Source organism: Algoriphagus sanaruensis, from assembly GCF_001593605.1.
Lineage (GTDB): Bacteria > Bacteroidota > Bacteroidia > Cytophagales > Cyclobacteriaceae > Algoriphagus > Algoriphagus sanaruensis.
Genome location: NZ_CP012836.1, coordinates 2,801,897 through 2,825,464, shown reverse-complemented (window position 1 = coordinate 2,825,464; position 23,568 = coordinate 2,801,897). Strand labels below are relative to the sequence as shown.

Here is a 23,568-nt window from a genome sequence, read left to right as displayed (position 1 = left end):
CTAAGGCCCGGATGTTTTTACTTTCGTTTTTATCCAAGCCCATTCTTCTCGCCCTATTTTTAAGATTATTGACCCAAGTAAATAGACGCCCGCAACAGTCACACTTTGGAAAAATAAATTCAAAATTGGGTTCCATTCAGGAAATTTCAGGATAGAGCATCCAAACCCCAAACTACCCACTAGGAGAATTTTTAGGGTCTCAATGCTAAAAGGATCTAAGCTAAGTTTAGCTTTTAGATACAAATATTTGATGCTATTGAATCCCAGCATAACTCCTGCAGAACCTAATGCAGCGCCTTCTATTCCAAAAATCGGAATCAGGAAGTAATTGGCAGCAATTATGACAAAGCTCATTATAACGGTCAAAATCAAATTAAATCGATAGTAGTTGGAGAATACTAGAATCTCACTATTCACAGAAAAACCCACGTCGATAATCTTGCCCATTCCAATGATCAATACGACATATTTTCCTGCTTGGTAGATTTCTCGATTCGGCACAAAGTGATAAATCTGATCGATATTGACCCAAATAAGGGCAAATAGAAACAAACAGATGTATAACTGACGATTGGAAATCTGTCGATAAAGCTTTTGAATCTCAGGGGTGTTTTGCGTAGCAAAATGTTCGGCAATAATCGGCATACTAACTTGTGAAATAGCCCTTCTAGGTAGCTCCACGACCAGCGCCATGTAGAAAGCAATGGAATAGACCGCATTAGCTTCCAAGCTTACCATCGAACTGACCATCACTGAGTCGATTTTCATAATCAAAGTAGAGGCAGCAGTAGCCAAAAACGTAATCAGACTATATCGGATAAATGAACTTCTAAACCCAGTAGGGAAGGAGCTCCATCGAAAATCAAAAGTCAAAACTCCTAGCCAAATCAGGTAAACCAAAACACCCACTAGGGTAATTCCATACGTCGCCACCAAACCTTGCATAACCTGGTTGAAATCAATCCAGCCTAATAAATAAGCTCCTACCAGAACTGAACTCAGAAACCTAAGGAAAACTTCTCTGAAGAAGGTGGGAATAGCTACTTTGATAAAGGATCTCGCATAGGAATCTAGCACGCTATTGATCAGCGAAAAAAGAGTAATCAATAGGACAAGACCCAAAAAGTCGATAAGTTCAGGAGAGTTGAAGGCAAAAAGTTGTATGAGTTGCTCTTTGAATCCAAAAAAAATCAAGGAAACTAGGATGAATCCGATCAGGGAAAGCAATAAGCTAAAACTCAGAAAAGCGGATTTCTGATTTTCTAATTGGGGAAAGTAACGGGTAATTCCATGTCCAATTCCAAGCTGGGCAAATGGGACAAAAAGCAAGGCCAAATCCTGAACGGTTCGGAAAATGCCTAATTCAGTGGCATCCAGTGCATAGGGATAAAGCCAAAGCACGTTGATGTATCCGATGACCACTCCCAGGTAGGAAAAAAGAGCGGTTTGGATACTTTGCTTGGCGACTTTACTCATGCACGAATATTCCTAAAAAAAATGGGAATTCCTTCAGGCAATATTGTGATTTAGGATTTGACACACTTGTCACATCCAGGTTGACTTGGTTTGGATTTGGAGAAATACTTTTTTCCCAAATAAGCCAAGGCCACGATCACCATGAGTCCGATTATCAATTCTTGCCACATCGGTTTAAGAGAAAATTTGATACGTGATAAATGCCATTAAATAAGCAAGGCCACTCATATAGAGGGTTTGAATAATAGGCCATTTCCAGCCTTTTGTTTCGCGTTTTACCACTGCCAATGTACTCATACACTGCATCGCAAAAACATAAAACACCATCAAAGAAAATGATGTGGCTTTGTTAAAGGTCTTTTCCCCGGTGGCCGCATTTACTTGATGATCTAATTTTTGTCGGATCGTCAATTCATCTTCTACATCTGCTCCAATGCTGTAAATCGTGGCGATCGTTGAAATAAAAACTTCTCTCGCTGCAAAGGATGTAATCAACGAAATCCCAATTTTCCAATCATACCCTAATGGCTTGATCGCAGGTTCAATGGCTCTTCCCATGATTCCAATGAAGGAATTTTCTAATAGCAATGAGTTAGTTTCTGCCTCAATAGCTTCAATCTCGCCTTCGTCAGTAGTTTGGGACAGTTGCTGTTCTGCTGATGCACGGATTTCATCCATTCTAGCTGGTGGACCATAGGAAGCCAAAACCCAAAGAATAATAGAAATCGCTAAAATCACTTTCCCTGCCTCAAAAACAAATGTTTTTGATTTTTCGATCATCGTAATTCCCACGTCACTCCATCTAGGCAGGCGATAAGGTGGGAGTTCGGTCATCAAAAAACTTTTTTCGGAAGTTTTCAATATTAGCTTTAGTAAAAATGCTGTAACCAAAACCCCTAATACTCCTAAAAAGTAGAGACCAAATAAGGCCAAAGCTTGTAGGTTAATCAGACCAAAAAGCAACTCATCCGGAACGGTAAGACCAATTAAAATAATGTAAACAGGAAGCCTTGCTGAGCAGCTCATCAATGGAGTCACCAAAATGGTGATCATTTTTTCTTTCCAGTTTGAGATATTTCTAGCAGCCATAACCCCTGGAATTGCACAGGCCACTCCAGACACGAGTGGAACAATACTTTTACCATGAAGACCAAATGGGCGCATCCAACGATCCATTAAAAAAACGACTCGAGACATATAGCCGGTATCCTCCAGAATGGCTAGAAAACCAAAAAGAAGGGCGATTTGTGGAATAAATATTACCACACCTCCAATACCGGGGATTACACCTTCAGCTATTAGTCTGGCTAACGGACCATCGGGTAGTTTGCTCGAAATAAAGGTGCTTAAATCAGCAAAAATTCCATCTATCCAATCCATGGGCACAGAAGCCCAAGTAAAAATGGTTTGGAAAATCACGACCAGGATGGCAAAGAAAACCAAGTAACCTATTACAGGGTGAAGGGTAATTCGGTCAAGCTGGGATTTCTTTTTGGGCTCTTCCCGCTTAATCATCGCGCGAGTGACCAATTCAGTAATTTTCTTATATCTCAGTTTGGTTTCTTCAAGCTGAGCCTCTTCCAGATCGAAATTGAAATCAGAGGTAATAGATTCAAGATAATTTCTGGTTTCTTCAGGAAGATGAGGGTCTTTTCCTCCAAATCGAATCAATTGATACGCTTGGTAAGGATTGTCAAGTTTGAGATGATCCTGAATCTTCGATAGTAGATCCAATGGAACGACTTGGGTGATATCGATAAATGGTTTTCCCTTAGAAAAATTTTTCTGGCTGATCAGGTTTTTGACCTGATCCATTCCTTTGAGATTTCGAGCGTCCGTGTTTAGAATCGGTACTCCAAGGCACTTAAATAATTCGTATGATCGGATTTCAATATTTTTCTTTTCTGCCAAATCCGACATGTTTAATAAAATGGCCAGATTCACTCCGAGATCAATTAGCTGAGTGGCTAAGAAAAGTCCTCTTGAAAGCTGACTTGAATCAATAACCATCAATACAAAATCCGGTCGATCCTCATTACCTCCTTGATTCAGGACACGATGAGCGATGATTTCGTCTTCAGAATTTGGAAATAAGCTGTAGGTTCCTGGAAGGTCGAGTAATTCAAAAGCTTGCCCTTCGATCGAAAAAGCACCCGTTTTTTTATCTACAGTGACACCCGGATAGTTTCCGATTTTTTGGTTTAATCCTGTCAAAAAATTAAAAATCGTTGATTTACCCACGTTTGGATTCCCGATAATGGCAATCTTGGGAGTTTTTATAGAAATAGGTGCGCTTAATTCGGTCATGGGCTTAAATCAATTCGATCTGGATCAATGCTGCTTCATGAATACGCAAAGCCAAAAGAGTTTCTTCCATTTGAAACGCCATTGGACCACCTGCAGGAGCTTTATGCTGAAGCGTAATGTATTTACCTGGCAAAAATCCAAGCTCCATGAGATTGATCTTAAGAGGTGAGGATTTAATCTCTATGATTTTCCCTGTTCGGTCTAAGGGAAGTCGGTCTGCAGTCATTTTATTTCTTTCCAGAGCTGCAAAAGTAGCTGTATTTGGAATGAATCTAAAGAAAAATAGGGAAGATTTTTGTCATGAATTTGGCTGTAAGCTCCAAATTTCATTTTGGAAGGTAAAAGCTGATCCATCTTGGAGTACTATTGAAATAGAAACCTCTAATGAAATCTCCTTGCCAGGATTTTTTCGAATTCCAAGCTTCAATAAATCTTCCAGATAAAGAGTGTATCCATCTTCAATAAATTCTGGAATACTTTTCAATGAATTGGAATAGAAATACCCAATTGCGAAAAGTTCACTGATGTTTTGTCCCGGTTCCAGAACAGTCCCGTCTCCGAAAGTAACTTCATTTAAATTCAAGATTTGGATATCAACCAGCTTTTTGCTGGATGTTGGAGAGGGAGGACTACAGGCGAATGCCATATTCAATCCTTGGAATTTAGGGGATTTAAGCTCACCTAATAAATCAAAGTTTTTTACTCTGATCGCCTTGAAAACCTTGTCATAAGGAAGAAAAGTAGAAGGGAAAATTTGCTGTCCATCAAAGGCGGCTGTGAAAATTTCAAATGAATTGATCCGAAATGTCTGTGGGGGAAAATTCGGACCGCATCCACAAGAATCGCTACAAAAGAGACCGCATCCCATTGGTAATATCGACAAAATGACAAAAAGCAAAACGGTCGATAAAACTGATTTCTTGATCATTCCCATAGCATAAAAACAGGTTAAAAATCAAATTGTTAACTCATCGCCTTAAAAACTGGCTTTAAGCGATAACGTCACATTTCTTCCGGGTGCTACAATTCCCGAACTGTAAGGCCGGTATTGTTTGTCGAAAATATTTTCTAACCCTCCTGTGAGTCCAAAATTTTTGGCTATTGAGTAATTGAAATTCAAATTGACAATGGTCCAAGAAGGGGAAAATGGATTTCCATTTACATCGGTAGCGTAAATGAAGACTTTGGATTTCTCCTCTTCGGGAAGGTCTTCAAATGATCGTTCTGCACTGTATTGAACAGTTAGATGTGCTCCGAATTTTGGTTTGGAAAAACTTAAACGTGTCATCCCATAAGCGGGGGGTGCATGTCTGGATGGGCTAGTGGTTTGGTCATCCAATTCCTCAATCCCTTTTTGAAAATTATACCTCGAAACCAAAAGGAGTTGGGAAGAAAATTTATACTCAAATCCTGCTTGAATTCCTTTGATGGTGGCAAAGGCTGCATTTTGAATTGCTAAGACTTGACTAGGTTCCCCATCATATACAATTTCAGATTTCCCATCTAATTGAAATGGTCTTCGGACCATCGCCTGATCTAGTCGAGTATAATAAGCGGTGAAGTCCAACTTTAAATTTTCTCCGAAATATTTATTCAAGTTGAGCTCTGCATTGTAAGCATATTCTGGCTTTAGGTCTGGATTGGGCACCAAAACAGCACCTGGCTCAGAATCGAATATTTTTCCAATGTCATCCACATTTGGCGCTCTAAATCCCGTGGAAAGGACGGGTGAAATAGTAAATGAAGGAGAAGGAGATAGGATTAGGCCCAAATTGCCAGTTAAGGAAGAATGACTGTTTGAAGAGGTAGTAAATGGAAGGGGATAGAAATCAAGGTTCTCAGAGAAATCTGCAGTGAGCTTGGTTAAATTGTATCGTAATGCTCCCTGAAACTTGAGCAAATCAGAAATGCGTCGGTGGTAACTTCCATAAGCTGCTAGAGAGCTCCAATTTGAATTGGGATATCTGGCAGATGCAGGAAATAGCGCTCCGGTTTCAATGTTTTTACTAATTCCAGAGGATTGAACCTGGTTTAAAACCCATTCAGCACCATAACTTAAAAATGACCCATCTTTAAAATACTTCAATAAATCGGCATTGACCGAATAGGCCTTCACTTCTTCTTTTCGATTGTTTTCTCGATTATCGTTTAATCTTCGATCAATGCGACTTTCTTCGAAAAATTGATACGCGCTGATGATTTTTACCTGATCAAAAAGGCGAGTGCTTTTCGTATAAGTCCACTTAGCATTGCCCATCAGCCAAGTTTGGGGTCCATAATCCCACTTTGCAAATCGTAAGCTTCCGTTTCTTTTTTCAATCAATCGGTCATACCGTGGTACATTAGAGGAAGTAGAGTAGTGAAATCCAACATCGAAATTGCTGTATTTTCCACTCCTCCAATTTACTTTTTGCATCAGATTGATCTGATCATAGCCACTTCCTTTTTGTACTAATGGGTTATCGTTGACCTTTACTAAATCGAAATTTCCCTCTCTTTGTACATAATCTGGACGGAGATAGGAGTCATGACCGCCTCGACTCCCCATGCGCAAGTCTCCGTAGTTAAAATAGCTGATACTGGTTAAGAATCGTAAAGAATTACTTCCATAAGAAAAATCGACATGTCCTGTTTTTTCAGATGATGCAGATGAAACTCTTGAAATCAAATTTAACCGATTGGTAGCATCTGGTTGGAGTGTTTCAAAAACCATTACTCCACCGATCGCATCAGAGCCATACATTACAGATCCTGGACCAAACTGTATTTCGGTATTTTCTACTGCAAAAGGATCAATAGAAATCACGTTTTGGAGATTTCCACTTCTAAATATTGCCGTATTCATTCTTACGCCATCCACGGCATATAAAAGTCTATTGGCAGAAAAACCTCGAATCATTGGGCTTCCTCCACCCATTTGGCTTTTTTGAATAAACACTTCCCCACTTGACCCAATCCAATCTGCCATATTACTTGGATTTCGGATTAGCAGAGAGCTTTGATCTAGCCTCCTGACTTTTTCTGCCACGTCTTCCAAGTTGACTTTCCAGCGATTGGCTGAGATGACAGCATCTTCAAGAATTACCTCTTTGGTGGATAGGTAAACTGTAAACTGGCCTTGTTCAAAATCACTCCAAGCAAGAGCTAGTGAAATGTAATTTTCCTTCGTGATCCAAATTTTTCCAGTTTTTGGAAATCCACTTAATGATACCTTTCCATTTGCATCAGTAGACCGATTAGTTGGAGTTCCGGGTACGCTAATCGATACTTCAGAAATGGGAAGATTAGTGTTTTTATCTAATATAAGAAGGTCCTGAGCGAAGGAATGAAAACCAAAGAGAATGCAAACAAGTGTTAGAAGTGAAGACTTCATGTGAAATTTATTTACCCAAAAGAGATCAAGAATAGGCTTAATTCGAAGATATAAGGGATGAATGGTTTTAAGATTTTTATTGATGGGATTTGTTTGATTTGGGCATAAAAAAATCCCGAACCAAATTGATCCGGGATCTTTTTCAGGAATGGAATTCCTTAGGCTTTTCCTCTCAACATTAAATTCCAATACATAAAAGGAAGACCGTATTTCTTGAGCAACCACATGCTGTATTGTTCTTTGGTAGTGTCTACAAAAGTGGAAATCATTGGATCGCTATCTTTGACATTGTCGTATTTGAATTCGCAGAGTAGCATTTTTCCATAGCCAGTCACAATTGGGCAAGAAGAATATCCTTCGTAAGATTTTTGACCCAAATGACCGGATTTGATCACAGAGAGTAGATTTTCTACCAATACTGGAGCTTGCTTTCTGATGGCGGCGCCAGTTTTTGCTGTTGGTAAGTGGGCTACATCGCCTATGGAGAAGATATTGGGGTAACGCTTATGCTGCATGGTATGGATGTCCACGTCAACCCATCCTTTCCCGGGTCCTTCCTGAATGGATATTTTGGAATCCTGGATGAATTTTGGAGCCATTTGAGGTGGAGCGATGTGAAGCATATCGTAATGGACCTTGATTTCAAGAGCTCCTACCAGTTCTTCGCCTAAGCTATTGCCTTCTTGAACAGTGCAGTTACTTTCTCCGGGTTTTGCATAGTGGAAATAGATTTCCTGCTTTTCGGCATCAATTTTAACTGGTGCATAGAAAGGCTTGAATATGATATCACGATCATGGATGATCTTATTTAAGGTCTTGGCAAATTCTGGAACACCAAAAATCACAGTGCCTGGAGTTGCAAACAGGACATTGGTTTTGTCTCTAAGACCATTTTTTCTAAAATAGTCCTCAGCCATGTACATGATTTTTTGAGGTGCTCCACCACATTTGATTGGAGTAGTTGGCTGGGTAAAGACGGCATTGCCTCCTTTGAAATTTTTGAGCACTTCCCAAGTATGTTCAGGGTCAGTGTAATTAGAGCAGACCACGCCTTTACCTAATGCTTCTTTTAACCCAGGGATTAATTCTGGAGCCATCACCAACCCAGGTACTGGAATCAAATAGTCATAAGTGATTGTACCAGAAGTAGCAGTTTCTACTGAATTACTTTCTGGGTCAATTCCAGTTGCTTTATCTTTAATCCAATCTACACCGTCTGGAATATAGTCTGCTTCATTTCGCTCAGTATCTGCAAAATCAAAAGCTCCAGCGCCCACTAACGTCCATGCAGGCTGATAATAATGTTTTTCTGAAGGTTCGACAATGGCGATATCCAAGGTTGAGTCCTTTCGCTTAAGTTGGGCTGCAATGGTAATTCCGGCTGTTCCTCCGCCGATAATTAAAATCTGATAGTGAGTTTTCATGGGTTTTTTGTGTGATTAAACATTAGAAAGATAAGGTTCTTAAGGTCAGGAAAAAGTGATATTAATCACCTAAACCTCCTCTCAATTTAATTTTTTTGATTTGGTTGATTGTGATATTTGTCACTAATTTACCTTAGACACCATTCCCATTTTTGTCGTTGATAAGGAATTATGACACTAGAAAAACTCAAACAAGCACTTCCAAACCTCTCTGACCCTAAACTTTTACAGGCAATTTTGGAAAAAGGCCAGGAATCCAACTTTGAACATGGAAGGGTATTAATGGAGCCTGGACAATTTATCAAGGCAGTTCCACTCGTGATTGATGGGTCTATCAAGATCATGCGAATGGATGAGGAAGGAAAAGAATTATTTCTGTATTACCTCGAGCAGGGCGAAACTTGTGCCTTGTCCCTAACTTGTTGCTCGGCAGCCCGACCGAGCGAAATCAAAGCCGTGGTCGAAGAGACCGCTACTATCATGTTTATTCCAGTTCAGTTGCATGAGCAGTGGTCTGATGAATTTAAGCAGTGGAAAGATTTCGTTTCGAGTACCTATCAACAGCGATTCCAAGAGATGCTTATTGCTTTAGATGCTGTTGCTTTTAAGCGTATGGATGAGCGACTTATGCGGTACATCGTTACCAAAATGAAACAACTTAAAGCGAACGAACTTCATACGACTCACCAGGAGATCGCAAATGAATTAGGAACTTCAAGGGAGGTGATTTCGCGATTGCTTAAGCAACTGGAAAAGAAAAAGTGGATTGAATTGGGTCGAAACGTGATCTATATCCGTGATGATTTTGAAGAGTTGATTAGTAAATAATCAAACCATCACCAAAATGGGGATAGGCGCAGAATAGGCCAAGTGAAGGGATTCACTATTTTCCAGTAAGTCACTCCATAAGCTTCGCTGTTTGTGGCAAACCATCAGAATGGATTCTTCATGCTCCTCCATGTAAAGCTCCAATCCATCGCTAGGAGTTTCTGCAAAGAAGGTGTGAATTTTCACGGGCATGGTTGGAAATTTTTTAGAAATATATTTTTCCAATCCCATTACGGACAATTCTTCTTTAAAATCATTCGCTACTTGAATGTGTAAAAAGTCAAGACCCAAATGCCATTGGTCGCATTTTCCAACGATCCAATCGATGTATTGAGGTTCATGATCTTCAAATTCTAGCGCTAAAGTGATTTTTTGAATATGTGTAAGATTTGAGTTTTCGGGAATTACTAAAACAGGTTTGGTGGATTCTTTGATCGTATTCGCAGCTGTCGAACCGATGAGCCATTTTTTCATGCCATGAGCACCTTTAGTCCCCATCACAATCAAGTTTACGTCAGATTCATGTGCAAATTTTGAGATTGAAATCGAGGGGGTTCCTTCTTCAATCTGATAAGAAATGAGGACTTCAGAAGAAGCGTATTTTTCTTTGAGATCTTTGATTTTTTGTTCTGCTTCCCCCCAATGAGATTCCAAAGCCAAGGCTGACTGAGCCGCGAAGTCGTAGATATGCTCTATTACATAAATCAACTGGATTTCGCTTTTTTCCCGTTGGGCTAGGGCAAGGGCAAATTCAAAGGCGTGAATTGAATTGGGAGAAAAATCTATTGGAACCAGGATTTTCATAGTAGATTTAGGTATAGGTGGAAGTTACCAAAATGACTGTAAATACAGAGAGCAAGGTCACAATTATTCATTTTAAATAGAAAAAGGAGCTTAAATTAAAATTCAGACAGTGTAACAATTGTCACCGCTTAAGGGCAAAGGCTGAACCTACTTTTGTATGAAAATTTGAAATAAAATGGATGTAATCGTTGTAATTGGCTTTGCCGCTGCAGTATTAATTGGAATTAGTTTAGGGTTGATTGGTGGGGGAGGATCTATTCTTACCGTTCCTGTTTTAGTTTACATTTTAGGGGTTAATCCCGTACTGGCTACAGCTTATTCCTTATTCGTTGTAGGGGCTACTTCATTGGTAGGAGCTGGTACATACATGAAAAAAGGATTGGTGAATTATAAGACCGCAATTGTATTTGCAATTCCATCATTTATCGCAGTCTTTCTAACTCGGAAATTTTTGGTTCCAGCCTTGCCTGATCCTTTGTTTAGCATTGGTGAATCAGCCATAACAAAGAATATCGGAATCATGGTCTTTTTTGCCTTGATCATGTTGGCTGCTTCATTCTCGATGATCCGAAATAAAAAGTGTGTCGATTGTGATGAGAATGAAGAGATCAAGTACAATTTCCCAATGATCGCCCTTGAGGGGTCAATAGTTGGGGTAATAACTGGAATTGTAGGCGCAGGTGGAGGATTTTTGATAATTCCAGCCTTGGTTTTACTTGCAAGACTACCTATGAAAATGGCAGTTGGTACTTCACTTTTGATCATTGCTGCCAAATCACTAATTGGGTTTTTGGGAGATCTTTCGACTCAAACTATCGATTGGCAAATGCTGTTGATATTTACAGGTCTCTCGATCATAGGGATCTTTATTGGAAGCGCCCTTTCCAAGAAAATCAATGAAAAAATCCTTAAAAAGGGCTTTGGTTGGTTTGTCTTGATTATGGGTATCTACATCATCAGCAAAGAATTAATGAATATTTAAATTCATGCAAGAGTATTTTAAAATCTTCTTAGATGGCTATTTCGGATACTGGAATTACCTGGTATCCGAAATTCTTTATCCTTCTTGGCACAATTACTTTTGGTGGGTAGTGGGTTTGTCAGTGGTGGTTTGGCTTTTGGAATTAGCTTTTCCATGGCGGAAAGATCAAGCCGCTATTCGGGAAGATTTTTGGATGGATGGATTTTACATGTTTTTCAACTTTTTCCTTTTTTCCCTAATCGTGTACAATTCCGTTTCCAATGTGGCAGTTGAGTTGTTCAATGATTTCTTGGGTTTATTTGGAATCGAAAATCTGGTAGCCATCCAAGTGGCTTCTTGGCCTGGATGGGCACAGTTTCTTTTGATGTTTTTGGTGGCTGACTTTATTCAATGGAATGTCCACCGCTGGCTGCATACCAACCCTTGGTTGTGGGAATTTCATAAAGTTCACCATTCGGTCGAGCAAATGGGATTTGCAGCACATCTCCGTTATCATTGGATGGAGACCATTGTCTATAAATCCGTTCAGTATATTCCATTAGCTATGATTGGATTTGGATTGGATGACTTTTTTATCCTGCATATCCTGACGATCGCCATCGGTCACCTCAATCATGCCAATGTGAAAATCACCTACGGACCTTTGAAATATGTGCTCAATAATCCGGTAATGCACCTTTGGCACCATGCTAAGCACATTCCAGAGGGAAGTCATGGGGTGAATTTTGGCATTTCCCTGAGCCTTTGGGACTACCTATTTGGTACAGCTTATATACCCAATGAAAATGAACATGAACCCTTGGGTTTTGAGGATTTGGAACAATTTCCCAAGACCTTTTGGCAGCAAATCACCTATCCATGGAACCGCAAAAAGTAAATCAAATTTTACCCTTTAACAGTTGGCGATTTGTCATTCTAATGACACTTGCATTAGGAATGGCGCCGTATTTCCCTGAGCCTCATATTTGGGGAAAAGTCCGATGGATTGCGGGCGGAGCAGTAGGAATGAAGTTGGTAGATTGGGGAGATTTCCTGATGCATGGTTTGCCTTGGATTTTATTGATCCGATTAGGAATCATTCAAGGGAGAAAGAGATTCCGGGCAAGCGCCAAAAACTGATTTTAGTCAGGTGACTTTTATTACTGACTAGAGGAGTATTGACCAAGTAATTTTGAAGAAAAAACAACAACCATGTTTAATTTCTTCAATACACAGCCAAAAAATTACGAGGACATCCCAGCAGGTCCATTTCATGATCTTTCTCTTCAGCCGGATACAGTAATTCTGGATGTACGGACTGCGGGAGAGTTTGCAGGTGGAAAAATTAGAGGAGCACGGAACCTCGATATTATGTCTCCGACTTTCTACAGTCAGGTTAAGAATCTTCCAAAAGATAAAACCTATTTGGTGTACTGCAGAAGCGGAAACAGAAGTGGTCAAGCCTGTGAAATTATGGCAGACCTAGGATTTGAAAAATTAAAGAACTTGGCCGGAGGAATTATGAGATGGCCATTTGAAACAGTATAAATAGCCCATATTAAAGTTTGGGTTTATTGGGAAAAGCCGGGTTCAATAGAGTCCGGCTTTTTATCTTTTTGATATTTTGTTAAGTGCTATCCCACGTTGCATCCTGGATTTGAAAGTGGTCATGTCCTCAGGACTTTTTTGGGAATGTTTGGTGGCTCGGCCTTGTACTCTTGCTCTCCACATTTTGAAAGAACTTCGTTTCATGTTTCTTCGCATGATTTCAATAGTCTCGCCTTCGCTAATTCCAAATTGAGCCTTGATCGCATCAAATGGCGTTCGATCTTCCCAAGCCATTTCAATGATCCTGTCAATCTCTTCTGCCTTGAGTTCTTTAATTTTCTTCATGAATCTCAAACTTTGAAGGGCATTGAAAGTTTCTAATCCGTGCAGAAAATTTCAGTAGTTTGGTTTAAAAGAGATCTCCGTCTTAGTGATCATGAGCCACTTTTTGAGGCGATTCAGGCAGGCTATCCCATCCTTCTTTTTTATTGTTTTGAACCCTCACTGGTTGCAGCTCCTCAAAGCGATGAAAGGCATTGGAGGTTTGTTTGGGAAAGCCTTCAGGATTTGCAAATTCAACTCAAACCTTTTGGAGGAGAGGTTATGATTTTTTATCAAGAAGTAAGTCAGGTACTAGAAATCATTGGATCTGAATTTGAAATTCAGGCCATCTATTCCCATCAAGAGACAGGAATTAAACTAACCTTTGACCGAGATTTAAAAATTCAGAATTGGTTGAAATCCAATGGAATTACCTGGAAGGAATATTTACAACAAGGAGTAGAACGAGGTCGGAAAAATCGAAACCGCTGGAATAACCTTTGGTTTGGTTTGATGAAATCAGACCTCAAAAATCCTCCCTTAAAAAATGGAAAATGGGTCAGGCTTGAAGAGCCTTCCATTCATAAAATCAATTCCAATTCGATTCCTCTAAAGTGGCAAACTCCAAATCTAAACATGCAGCCAGGGGGAGAATCAAAAGGAAGAAAATACCTACAAAGTTTCCTTCAGGATCGGGTAAAAAATTACAGCAAATCTATCAGCAAGCCTGAACTCAGTCGAAAAAGTTGTAGTCGTTTATCTCCCTATTTGGCTTGGGGATGCCTTTCTCTTCGAGAGGTATTTCAGCTCTCAGAACACCAAGTAAAACAGGGGAATCAAGTCCGAAATTTTTCAAATTTTCAATCCCGTTTAAAATGGCATTGCCACTTTATTCAAAAATTTGAAATGGAGTCAAGAATGGAATTTGAGCCAGTAAATCGGGGCTTTTTGAGTTTGCCTATTCAAGAAAACAGAGCTTATATCGAAGCATGGGAAAATGGACAAACTGGATTTCCCTTAGTGGATGCCTGCATGCGTTGCCTTAAAGTGACAGGCTATCTGAACTTTCGAATGCGTGCCATGGTGGTTTCTTTTTTAACCCATCACTTGGGGCAGCATTGGGATTCAGGTGCTAATTACTTGGCTAGGATGTTTTTGGATTTTGAACCAGGGATTCACTATCCCCAGCTTCAAATGCAGGCGGGAGTGACTGGAATTAATACAGTGAGGATTTACAATCCTGTGAAACAATCGCAAGATCATGATCCCGAAGGATTATTTATTCGGAAATGGGTTCCCGAACTCCAACTTCTTCCCAATTCTTTGATTCATAGCCCTTGGGAAATCACCCCGCTTGAACAAGAAGATCTTCAGTTCTTCTTGGGGAAAAATTACCCGTTTCCATTGGTTGATTTTGAAAAATCAGGAGCCGAAGCAAGGGATCGAATCTGGTCTGCTCAAAAGTCTCCTCAAGTCGTCCAAGAAGCAGATCGAATTTTAAAACGTCATACACTAGCCAAAAGATGGGCATGAAAAAGGAACATTTACCCACCAAAATCTGCCTGGTTTGCAACCGTCCTTTTACCTGGAGGAAAAAGTGGGAGAAAAACTGGGAAGAAGTCAAATACTGTTCGGATCGATGTCGAATGGATTCTAAAAAGTCGAAAAAGACTCTTTAACGGTAAGCACCGATGTAAAATCCCAACCAAATCAGGAGAGGCAGATAGTAAGCAATCAATACGACTGTAGTGCTTTCGGAAAAATTTCTCCTGCTGATGGTGTGAAATCCATAAACCCAGATGAATCCATATAGGATTTCAAAGATGTTTAATACGGAAAGGGGATAATGAAACTTTGAATCTATATTCTCAGGTCCCAAAAGGGATAGCAGTGATAATGGTTCGAAATTTCTTACTTCCAAATAAGTGAAGTCTTGTGCTGAATTCATAAATACTAAAAGTCGTAATAGCTCAGGAAGTATGAATACGGTTTCACTGATAAGTGCAAACTTCCAAAGTTCCTTGAATGGAGCCTTAAAGCCAATCATCAAACCAATGGACCAAAAGAGAAATGCAGTAACTGTAAACTTCCAAAGCAGTGCAAATGGAGTCCAGAGGTAATTGAGTGCATTGAATAAAAAGAAAAATGTCAAATCGCCTTGGGAAGTCAATCGATCCGAGTCAGGAATCGACTCTAACACCAGAATGTCAGTGAGATATCGAATCACTAAAAATAAAAGCACTAAAAACAGATAGTAGAGCCGACCATCTACGGCTAAAAGTTCACGAATTTGTTTGGCGACTGGTGTGGAATTTTGGGCCATTAGTTTTTGTTAAAGATGCTAAATCTAAACGTTTGTTTGGATTTAGGCGTAATTTTGCACGGAAATCAGAATAACCCATGAGGAACTATTTTCAGGTCATCCTATCTATTTTTGTTTTAGTTGGAATTAGTGTCAAATCTATGGCACAATCTCCAACCCCTGGAGATGTTGTCCCCGCTCCCAAATATTTATTGCTGGACAAAGGCCTACAGTACCGAGTCACCAAGGCGATCAACAGTATGTATGATTTTGATTTCCCAACGGCTGAGCGTGATTTTGCGGTAATCATGTATCAATACCCTAATCATCCACTTCCAGATTTCCTGATGGCATTAGGGTATTGGTGGAGAATAGAGGTGGACGTGACTAACACTCGCTTTGATAATATTTTTATCCAATATCTCGAACGAGCAAATGATAAGGCGGAAGAATTGTTGGATCAAGATCCCACAAACAAGGAAGCTGCTTTTTTCTTGGCTGCAGGATATGGATTTATGGGAAGGCTTTACAGCGAGCGGAAAAGCTGGACTAAGGCAACCTTTGCGGGTCGAAATGCCTTAAAATACATGGAAATGAGTCGGGGAGAGGAAGAGTTTAATCCTGAGCTTCTCTTAGGAGACGCATTGTTTAATTATTTTTCGGTTTGGATTCCTGAAAACTACCCGCTCCTAAGACCAGTTGTGGCACTTTTCCCAAAGGGCAATAAACAGTTAGGACTTCAGCAATTAGAGACCGTAGCTTCGAATGCCTTTTATACTCGTGTAGAGGCAATGTACTTTCTGTTTAGATTGTATGCTTCGGAGGAGAAGAAACCCTATGAGGCCTTGCGAATTTCTGAGTATCTGCATGGCAAGTTTCCAAACAATCCATATTTCCACAGGTCCTATGCAAGACATTTGTATTCTGTCGGCAGATGGACAGAATCAGTGGAGCAAAGTATGGAGATTTTGAATCGGATTCAGAACAAACAATATGGCTATGAATCAAATAGTGGGAGGTTTGCAGCATTTTATATAGCAGAATACCATAATAGGGTAGGCAATAAATCAGAAGCCAAAAAATATTACCTCCAGACGGTAGCTTACGGGGAGGAATCTGAATCCCAAGAGAGTGGTTATTATTTACACGCTTTAATCCAACTTGGAAAGATGGCCACCGCTGAGAAAAACAAGCCACTTGCCAAGAAATATTTTGACACGGTCAAGCGCTATGCAAAGCGAAAACACCCCGCTCATAAAGAAGCGAGAGATTTTATCAAAAAGAATAAACTTTAATTGGAATTCTCCCGTTTTAGAAACTTTGAACAGGAGATTATTTGAATTTTTTAGAGGCAAAATGAGTAATCTTATTAATTCTTTGCTTTTGAAGCTCGATTCTTTAAATAAATTTTGATTTCCGTTCATCAAAAACCTTAAAACTGATTTAAAACATTCATTAATTATATTAAATTTGCGCCACATAAAATTTTGTAAAAGAGAGAAATCATGGACAATAGCGTAAGAATCAAATTTGATAAAATAGACCGCCGGATTCTTGAAATCCTTCAGGCAAATGCGAAAATCACAAACGCGCAATTGTCTAAGGACATTGGACTTTCTCCAGCTCCAACTTTGGAGCGAGTTAAAAAACTTGAGCAATCAGGAATTATCAAAAGCTACCATGCGAAGCTTGATCCAGAGAAGATCGGATTGGGTGTGAGCACTTTTGTTTTGGTGAGCTTAATCGGTCATAACAAGGGTAACATTGACGCTTTCATGAAGGAAATTAATGGAATTCAAGAAGTGATCGAATGCCACCACATCACAGGTACTGGTGATTTTATCCTTAAAATCATTGCTAAGGATATTACAGCTTATCAAAAGTTAATGCTTGAAAAAGTATCTGAAATTAAGGAAGTGGACTCTATGCAGTCCATGGTGATTCTTTCTACATTCAAGGATTCGAAGGTATTGCCTATTCCTGCCTAATGCGAACTAATTAAAACCCATAGGCGGCTTTGTCCGCCTTTTTTTTTGCAATAAAATGACTGAAAACCCCTGGAAAACTCTCTCTAAAAAACCGATTTATGAAAATCCATGGATCAGGGTAGAAGAGCACCAAGTAATTACTCCTGCTGGAAAAGAAGGCATTTATGGGAAAGTTCATTTTAAAAATAGAGCCATGGCGATCATCCCTATTGATTATGAAGGATATACGTGGCTAGTTGGACAATATAGATATACCCTTGATGAATACTCATGGGAAATTCCGATGGGTGGAGGGCCTAATGATCTGGATCTTTTGGAATCTGCCAAAAGAGAGCTTAAGGAAGAGACTGGCCTTTTGGCAAATAAGTGGACGGAACTTTTGAAAATTCATACCTCAAATTCAGTAACCGATGAGTGGGGTTTGATTTATCTTGCAGAAGATTTAACCCAAGGAGAAACAGAATTCGAAGAGACTGAACAACTTTTAATTAAGAAGCTTCCATTTCAAGAAGCTTTAGAGATGGTAATGTCAGGGCAAATTACAGATTCAATAAGTGTTGCAGGACTATTAAAGGCCGCTCGAATCCTAGGGTATTGATTATGGAATTAAAATCTCACATAAAAACCACATTTTTTCTTGCTTATCCCGTGATGCTTAGCCAATTGGGTCAGGTAGCTGTTGGGGTTGCAGATAGTATGATGGTAGGGCGGCTAGGAGCTCTTCCATTGGCTGCGGCCTCTTTGGGAAACAGCATATTTTTTGTCATTATGATGTTTGGTATTGGGATTTCAATGGGGATTACCCCATTGGTTTCCATTGCAGATGGAAAGCATAAAACCAAGCGTATTTCGAGACTATTCAAGCATGGTCTTTGGATCAACCTGACCACAGGTCTATTGTTAACTGTCGTGGTGATGGGACTTTCTCAGGGTATTCATTTTTTGAATCAACCTTTAGAAGTCGTTGAAGAAGCTATTCCCTACTTGTGGATTATTACCGCCTCCCTGATTCCTTTGATGGTTTTTCAGACATTCAAGCAACTTGCTGAAGGTTTATCCCAGACTAGGCAGGCTATGTACATTACTATTTTTTCCAATTTGGTCAATGTATTCTTGAACTGGGTTTTGATCTGGGGGCATTTTGGATTTCCGGCTTTAGGTTTAAATGGAGCTGGATGGGCTACATTGATTTCAAGAATTTTAATGATGATTTTGATGGGGGCATATGTGTTAAGATCAAGTCGTTATAAACCCTATCATATTCGACTTTCCCTGCCTAGTTTAAGTTTTCCGATGGTCGCTCGAATTTTAAAAATCGGAGTACCGACAGGTTTTCAGTTTATTTTCGAGGTATCTGCTTTCAGTGCGGCCGCAATTATGATGGGTTGGATTGGAGTCAATGCACTTGCCGGTCATCAAATCGCATTAAATCTTGCTTCGATCAGTTATATGATGGCTACTGGCTTGTCTACTGCGGGAATGATTAGAGTGAGTAATCAAATAGGAAAAGGGAATTTCCAAGGGATGCGAGAAGCTGGAATGGCAGTTTTTGGGATGGTTTTGGCATTTATGTTTACTTGCGCAGTAATCTTTTTTACATTTAGATTTTATCTTCCAACACTTTATATCGATGATCCAGAGGTAATTGCATTATCTGCAAGCTTATTGATTATTGCAGGATTTTTCCAACTCTCAGATGGCGTGCAGGTGGTAGGCCTAGGCGTCTTGCGTGGATTGGAAGATGTAAAAGTTCCAACTTTAGTGACCTTAATGGCCTATTGGGTTTTGGGACTACCCCTTGGTTACCTCCTTGCTTTTCCATTAGGCTGGAATGAAAAGGGAATTTGGATCGGCCTTTTAATTGGATTAACCATTACTGCAGTAATGCTATTTTACCGCTTTCATAGTTTGAGTAAAAAGAAAATAAACGAACAGCCCCTCGTACAAAAATTATAGGCATTCATTTACTTGAATCCATTAGAATCAAAATTATCCCGTATTTTCAACTCGATTCAACCAAAAACGAAATGAAATACGGGATTCTTTTTTACATCACTTTATCCTTCAGCTTAGCCTCATGGGCACAACAACCAGCAGTTCTTTCTCAAAGAGATCAAGCCGAAATTATAGACCAATGGCTTGAAGAGCGTATAGATCAGGTACTTCCAAAGTTGATGACCGAAACGGGTATTGATCTCTGGATTGTGATGTCTCGGGAATACAATGAAGATCCGGTAATTCGAACATTGCTCCCCGCCACTTGGCATGCAGCAAGAAGAAGAACAATTTTAGTAATGTATCAGCCAGCGCCGAACCAGCCAGTTGAAACTTACGCCATCGCAAGGTATGATGTAGGAAAATCCTTCAAAAAAGCCTGGAATCCCGAGGCTCAGCCGGATCAATGGGAGGCTCTCATTCAATTGGTCCAATCTAAAAATCCCAAGAAGATTGGGTTAAATTTTGCGATGGATTATGGGCATGCGGATGGTTTGACGCATACAGATTTCAGCTTATTTACTGAAAAGCTTCCTGAAAATTTGAAATCCAGAGTCGTGTCCGCTCAAACCTTGGCAGTCCGTTGGTTGGAGACGAGAACTCCATCAGAAATGGCTACTTATCGACATATTCAAGAACTAGCTCATTACATCATCGCCCAAGGATTATCCTCTGAGGTGATTACTCCGGGTGTGACTAGTACAGATGATGTGGTATGGTTTTATCGGGAAAAAATCAAAGAAATGAAACTTGATACGTGGTTTCATCCTACGGTTGATATTCAGCGCCCTGATCCTGCCTCGCAAGAGGCAAATCGTTCATTTGCAGTTCGTCCAGGAGATGAAATCATTATGCCTGGGGATTTATTGCATATCGATTTTGGGATCACTTATTTAAGGTTAAATACAGATACACAAGAGCTTGCTTATGTTTTGAAACCAGGAGAAACTGAAGTTCCTGCATTTTTGAATGATGCTTTGCAGGTAGGAAATCGACTTCAGGATATTTTGACATCAAACTACATTCAAGGAAAATCCGGAAATGAAATTTTAAAAGCTTCGCGCCAGCAAATGGAAAAAGAAGGAATCCGTGGAAGTATTTATACCCATCCATTAGGATTTTATGGTCATTCAGCCGGACCTACTATTGGTATGTGGGACAATCAAGGTAATACACCAGGTGCTGGTGATTTTCCATTACATGCAAACACAGGATATGCAATTGAATTAAATGCTGTGGTATTCGTCAAGGAATGGAACAAAGATGTAAGGATCATGCTAGAGGAAGGTGCATTTTTCGACGGTCAAAAAGTAACGTATTACAACGGACGTCAGCGTAGAATTTTGCCTATCCCAAGATCAAGTTTCTATTTGGGAAATTAAGGATGGTGATGAGGGAGTTGGTCTCTTTTGGTAAATATTAATCCCAAAAAGGCAATTAAAGCGACGATTGCGGCACTTATAAAAACAAGTCTAAAATTTGCAGCTTGATTGCCATAAATCCAACCTGAGGCCAAAGCTCCTACACCTATTCCTGCTTCCAGAAAAATATACATGGTTGCCAGAGCTTTTCCTCGAGCATGATTGAGGGAGCGATCGACTACCCAGGCCGAAGTTGTTGGACTATACATACCCACAGCAGATCCGAACATTACACCTCCTAGTAAAAGAAGTTCGCTTGAACTTGTAAATGCCAGAATAATCATAGCCATTGCAAGGGTGAGACTTGCTACTCGCATGATGACTACCCTTCCGAATCTGTCAGAGGTTCGGCCTGCCAAAAGCCTGATTCCAAGGGAAGAAAGGGTGAATACTGCGAAAAATAAGCCTTTGTTTTTCAATCCCAGAAACTCACTTAAGTCAGGAATTATGGTCAAAACTACTCCAAAAGAAAAGGCGCAGAGAAAAAGGAATAAGGATGGCCATAGTACTCTTTTTTCAAGAATTTCATCCCTTTTTAAGCGTAAGAGCTTCAATGAAAAGCGTTCTTTCTCTTGGATGGTTTCCTTGAGCTTTACCAAAATCAAAATTGAAAATATAGCGGTAAAGGAGGACGTATAGAATAAAATTTCGATTGGATATTGCGTAGCAATCCATCCACCAATAGCAGGTCCCGCAGCCATTCCCAATGAACCAAGGAGTGATTGAAGACCCATTGCTTCTCCTCGTTTGGTAAATGGCACAATGTCCGCCACATAGGCAGAGGATCCTGTGGGAGTAAATCCTGTAGAAAACCCATGGATAAATCGAAGAAAGAGAAATCCTCCTACAAAACTGAGAATGGGGTATAACAAGCTGACGATGAAGCAAACGATAGCCCCAATCATCATAACTGGGATTCGACCGATCTTATCTGCTAGCTTTCCACTAAATGGTCGAGAAAGGCCTGCGCTGAGCGTAAAAAGAGAAATGATCAATCCTTTGTAATCCTGGCCTCCCATGGAACTTAAAAAACTGGGCAACTCCGGAATGATCATGTTGAAACTGGAGAAAAACAAAAAATTGCTCAAACAGAGCAATCCAAAATCCAAGGAAAAAAAGGAAGGTTTTAACCTCATTCAGGATCTCTTTTGATAAAAGAAGGGCCAGAATTTTTGTTCCAGCCCTTTCTTTTTATTCTTCTCGGTTAGCTTCTTCCTCACTCTGTGCAAGTAGGAAAGATTTCATAAACTCATTTAATCCTCCGTCTAATACGTGCTGAGTATCAGAGGTCTCATAACCAGTACGGTTATCTTTGACCAGCTTGTACGGGTGGAGCACATAGTTTCGGATTTGAGAACCAAAATCCACTCGGAGTTTGGATGATTCAATCTTAGCTCGCTCAGCATTTCTCTTTTCCAACTCAATCTGATAGAGACGGGATTTCAACATTTGCATGGCTTTTTCCCGGTTTGCTAATTGAGATCGCTCCACTTGACAAACAACCACGATGCCGGTTGGCTTATGGGTCAATTGTACCTTGGTTTCCACCTTGTTTACATTTTGACCACCTGCACCCCCTGATCGAGAGGTCTGCAATTCGATATCAGCTGGATTAATTTCAATTTCAATACTGTCATCCACTTCTGGATAGGCATATACTGAAGCGAATGAGGTATGTCTTCTTCCTCCTGAATCAAAGGGAGAGATTCGAACCAACCGGTGAACTCCTGTCTCTGATTTCAAAAATCCATAAGCAAGGGGACCTTCAAATTCTAAAGTGGCGGATTTAATTCCGGCAACTTCTCCCGGCTGTACGTCAACCTCGCGAACCTTGTATCCATTTTTTTCACCCCACATGATGTACATTCTCATCAGGATGGAAGCCCAATCATTACTTTCTGTACCTCCTGCACCAGGGTTGATTTCCAATACTGCGTTCAGTTGGTCTTCTTCGGAGGAAAGCATTTTCTTTAATTCGAGTTCCTCGACAGCATCTTTTGCTTTGAGAAATTCAGCTTTCATTTCTTCTTCAGAAACTTCCTCCAAGCTGTAAAAGTCATAGAGTACTTCTAAATCCTGGATCGTTTTTTCCAAAGATTCAAATTGAACAGTCCAGGTTTTTCTAGCCTGGATTTGCTTCATGGTTTTTTCGGCCTCCTCTGGATCATTCCAAAAATCAGGTTGTGAGGATACGGCCTCAAGATCTTGTATTTCTAATTTCTTGCGATCGTAGTCAAAGATACCTCCTCAAAGCCGAAGTGCGGGCTTTCAAGTCTTTCAGTTGTTCTGAAGTCATCTGGTTAGATTGTTTAAAATTTACAGGCTGCAAAAGTCCCAAAAAAATCCCTGAAAAGCCAGAAAACTTCAATTATTCCGGACTGAGAAGTAAGATTTGGATTCTATTTTTTCCTTCGTTTTTAAAAATCTTATAACGAATCGGGAGTATTGCCAATCCCGTTCCTATTAATATCCCAGCAGTCAGACCCACTCCTGAATCAATCCCAAATTCATTTTGCTGGTAAATACTATTGATAGATTCCACTCCCAATAGTAAAGCGCCCGAACCCAAAAAAAGGGAAGTAAGATTTCTAAGTGTATAATTTCTAGGGTCTTTATTACGAATGTCGATTTCTAAAATATCTTCTGGTTTGAGGATATTTTCTGTCAGATAAATGTAGTCCAAATCAAGTCGGACAATTTTATCAGTTACAAAGTAGCCTAGCTTTTTACTTTTATAGGTGATGGACTCTCCAATGAAGAATCGAATTTGTTTTTTTTCTTGGGGCCCTCGTTTTAGCAATAAAAAATCTCGTGTCAAAG

The 23,568-nt window shown here is 39.9% G+C and carries 24 protein-coding genes; 12 read left to right on the top strand and 12 right to left on the bottom strand.

The genetic code is table 11. The annotated features are described in order from the left end of the window. The 6 genes from AO498_RS12410 to AO498_RS12385 all read right to left on the bottom strand — a co-directional run bounded on the left by AO498_RS12410 (nt 1) and on the right by AO498_RS12385 (nt 8,580). Nucleotides 1–1,476 carry a polysaccharide biosynthesis C-terminal domain-containing protein gene (locus tag AO498_RS12410; protein ID WP_067548116.1) on the bottom strand — a complete coding sequence of 492 codons (1,476 nt, stop codon included), beginning with the start codon at nt 1,474–1,476 and terminating at the stop codon, nt 1–3. Nucleotides 1,477–1,650: 174 nt separating this feature from the next. Beyond that, on the bottom strand, nt 1,651–3,783 hold the full coding sequence (feoB, locus tag AO498_RS12405) for a ferrous iron transport protein B (protein ID WP_067548113.1): 2,133 nt from the start codon (nt 3,781–3,783) through the stop codon (nt 1,651–1,653). 4 nt (nt 3,784–3,787) lie between these two features. After that, nucleotides 3,788–4,009 (bottom strand): FeoA family protein, encoded by a 222-nt coding sequence (locus AO498_RS12400; RefSeq protein ID WP_067548110.1) that lies wholly within the window; start codon nt 4,007–4,009, stop codon nt 3,788–3,790. Between the two features lie 72 nt (nt 4,010–4,081). Then, entirely contained in the window at nt 4,082–4,429 is a 348-nt protein-coding gene (locus AO498_RS17265) for a hypothetical protein (protein ID WP_192842559.1), read from the bottom strand. A 330-nt stretch (nt 4,430–4,759) separates the two neighbouring features. Then, nucleotides 4,760–7,156 (bottom strand): TonB-dependent receptor, encoded by a 2,397-nt coding sequence (locus AO498_RS12390; protein ID WP_067550468.1) that lies wholly within the window; start codon nt 7,154–7,156, stop codon nt 4,760–4,762. A gap of 158 nt (nt 7,157–7,314) precedes the next feature. Continuing rightward, on the bottom strand, nt 7,315–8,580 hold the full coding sequence (locus tag AO498_RS12385) for an NAD(P)/FAD-dependent oxidoreductase (RefSeq protein WP_067548104.1): 1,266 nt from the start codon (nt 8,578–8,580) through the stop codon (nt 7,315–7,317). Nucleotides 8,581–8,751: 171 nt separating this feature from the next. Between AO498_RS12385 and AO498_RS12380 the strand changes: the two genes are divergently transcribed. Further along, complete coding sequence (locus tag AO498_RS12380; RefSeq protein ID WP_067548101.1) at nt 8,752–9,408, top strand: Crp/Fnr family transcriptional regulator; 657 nt, start codon at nt 8,752–8,754, stop codon at nt 9,406–9,408. On the opposite strand, the gene AO498_RS12375 is transcribed toward AO498_RS12380, so the two are convergent. Beyond that, nucleotides 9,409–10,212, bottom strand: coding sequence for a universal stress protein (locus AO498_RS12375; RefSeq protein WP_067548095.1), 804 nt, complete (start codon nt 10,210–10,212; stop codon nt 9,409–9,411). Between the two features lie 175 nt (nt 10,213–10,387). Between AO498_RS12375 and AO498_RS12370 the strand changes: the two genes are divergently transcribed. The 4 genes from AO498_RS12370 (at nt 10,388) to AO498_RS12355 (ending at nt 12,721) form a co-directional block, all read left to right on the top strand. Next, complete coding sequence (locus tag AO498_RS12370) at nt 10,388–11,194, top strand: sulfite exporter TauE/SafE family protein (protein WP_067548092.1); 807 nt, start codon at nt 10,388–10,390, stop codon at nt 11,192–11,194. A 4-nt stretch (nt 11,195–11,198) separates the two neighbouring features. Further along, entirely contained in the window at nt 11,199–12,071 is an 873-nt protein-coding gene (locus AO498_RS12365) for a sterol desaturase family protein (protein WP_067548088.1), read from the top strand. Beyond that, on the top strand, nt 12,053–12,313 hold the full coding sequence (locus AO498_RS12360) for a hypothetical protein (RefSeq protein ID WP_067548085.1): 261 nt from the start codon (nt 12,053–12,055) through the stop codon (nt 12,311–12,313). The genes AO498_RS12365 and AO498_RS12360 overlap by 19 nt, the downstream gene beginning before the upstream one ends. Nucleotides 12,314–12,385: 72 nt before the next feature. After that, on the top strand, nt 12,386–12,721 hold the full coding sequence (locus AO498_RS12355) for a rhodanese-like domain-containing protein (protein ID WP_067548083.1): 336 nt from the start codon (nt 12,386–12,388) through the stop codon (nt 12,719–12,721). 60 nt (nt 12,722–12,781) lie between these two features. Here AO498_RS12355 and AO498_RS12350 read toward each other — a convergent pair whose 3' ends face one another. Then, on the bottom strand, nt 12,782–13,066 hold the full coding sequence (locus tag AO498_RS12350) for a TIGR03643 family protein (RefSeq protein ID WP_067548080.1): 285 nt from the start codon (nt 13,064–13,066) through the stop codon (nt 12,782–12,784). Between the two features lie 39 nt (nt 13,067–13,105). Here AO498_RS12350 and AO498_RS12345 point away from each other — a divergent pair, with 39 nt between their 5' ends. Next, nucleotides 13,106–14,575, top strand: a complete 1,470-nt coding sequence (locus tag AO498_RS12345) for a cryptochrome/deoxyribodipyrimidine photo-lyase family protein (protein WP_067548077.1) — start codon at nt 13,106–13,108, stop codon at nt 14,573–14,575. Further along, the gene (locus AO498_RS17045; RefSeq protein ID WP_082792232.1) at nt 14,572–14,721 is read left to right on the top strand and encodes a DUF2256 domain-containing protein; all 150 of its coding nucleotides are present in this window, start codon (nt 14,572–14,574) and stop codon (nt 14,719–14,721) included. Before AO498_RS12345 ends, AO498_RS17045 begins: the two co-directional genes overlap by 4 nt. Here the strand turns inward: AO498_RS17045 and AO498_RS12340 are convergent. Beyond that, nucleotides 14,718–15,365, bottom strand: coding sequence for a sulfate ABC transporter permease (locus AO498_RS12340; RefSeq protein ID WP_067548075.1), 648 nt, complete (start codon nt 15,363–15,365; stop codon nt 14,718–14,720). The genes AO498_RS17045 and AO498_RS12340 overlap by 4 nt on opposite strands. Before the next feature lie 77 nt (nt 15,366–15,442). Here AO498_RS12340 and AO498_RS12335 point away from each other — a divergent pair, with 77 nt between their 5' ends. The 5 genes from AO498_RS12335 (at nt 15,443) to AO498_RS12315 (ending at nt 20,709) form a co-directional block, all read left to right on the top strand. Continuing rightward, nucleotides 15,443–16,639, top strand: a complete 1,197-nt coding sequence (locus tag AO498_RS12335; protein WP_067548072.1) for a tetratricopeptide repeat protein — start codon at nt 15,443–15,445, stop codon at nt 16,637–16,639. Nucleotides 16,640–16,849: 210 nt separating this feature from the next. Then, the gene (locus AO498_RS12330; RefSeq protein WP_067548070.1) at nt 16,850–17,332 is read left to right on the top strand and encodes an Lrp/AsnC family transcriptional regulator; all 483 of its coding nucleotides are present in this window, start codon (nt 16,850–16,852) and stop codon (nt 17,330–17,332) included. Between the two features lie 55 nt (nt 17,333–17,387). Continuing rightward, the gene (locus tag AO498_RS12325) at nt 17,388–17,930 is read left to right on the top strand and encodes an NUDIX domain-containing protein (RefSeq protein WP_067548067.1); all 543 of its coding nucleotides are present in this window, start codon (nt 17,388–17,390) and stop codon (nt 17,928–17,930) included. 2 nt (nt 17,931–17,932) lie between these two features. Beyond that, a complete protein-coding gene (locus tag AO498_RS12320; protein ID WP_067548064.1) occupies nt 17,933–19,288 on the top strand; it encodes an MATE family efflux transporter in 1,356 nt (451 codons plus the stop codon). Between the two features lie 71 nt (nt 19,289–19,359). Further along, the gene (locus AO498_RS12315; protein WP_067548061.1) at nt 19,360–20,709 is read left to right on the top strand and encodes a M24 family metallopeptidase; all 1,350 of its coding nucleotides are present in this window, start codon (nt 19,360–19,362) and stop codon (nt 20,707–20,709) included. Here AO498_RS12315 and AO498_RS12310 read toward each other — a convergent pair. From AO498_RS12310 to AO498_RS12300, 3 genes are all read right to left on the bottom strand, one after another. Continuing rightward, the gene (locus AO498_RS12310) at nt 20,706–21,884 is read right to left on the bottom strand and encodes an MFS transporter (protein ID WP_067548057.1); all 1,179 of its coding nucleotides are present in this window, start codon (nt 21,882–21,884) and stop codon (nt 20,706–20,708) included. The genes AO498_RS12315 and AO498_RS12310 overlap by 4 nt on opposite strands. A gap of 55 nt (nt 21,885–21,939) precedes the next feature. Beyond that, nucleotides 21,940–23,044, bottom strand: a protein-coding gene (gene prfB / locus AO498_RS12305; RefSeq protein WP_102135918.1) for a peptide chain release factor 2 whose coding sequence is annotated in 2 segments (ribosomal slippage) — nt 21,940–22,983 and nt 22,985–23,044 — 1,104 coding nt in all. Because the reading frame shifts where the segments join, the coding sequence is not laid out codon by codon here. Nucleotides 23,045–23,116: 72 nt separating this feature from the next. Continuing rightward, nucleotides 23,117–23,566: a hypothetical protein gene (locus tag AO498_RS12300; protein ID WP_148660233.1), complete on the bottom strand. Its 450-nt coding sequence runs from the start codon at nt 23,564–23,566 to the stop codon at nt 23,117–23,119. Nucleotides 23,567–23,568 lie beyond the last annotated feature (2 nt).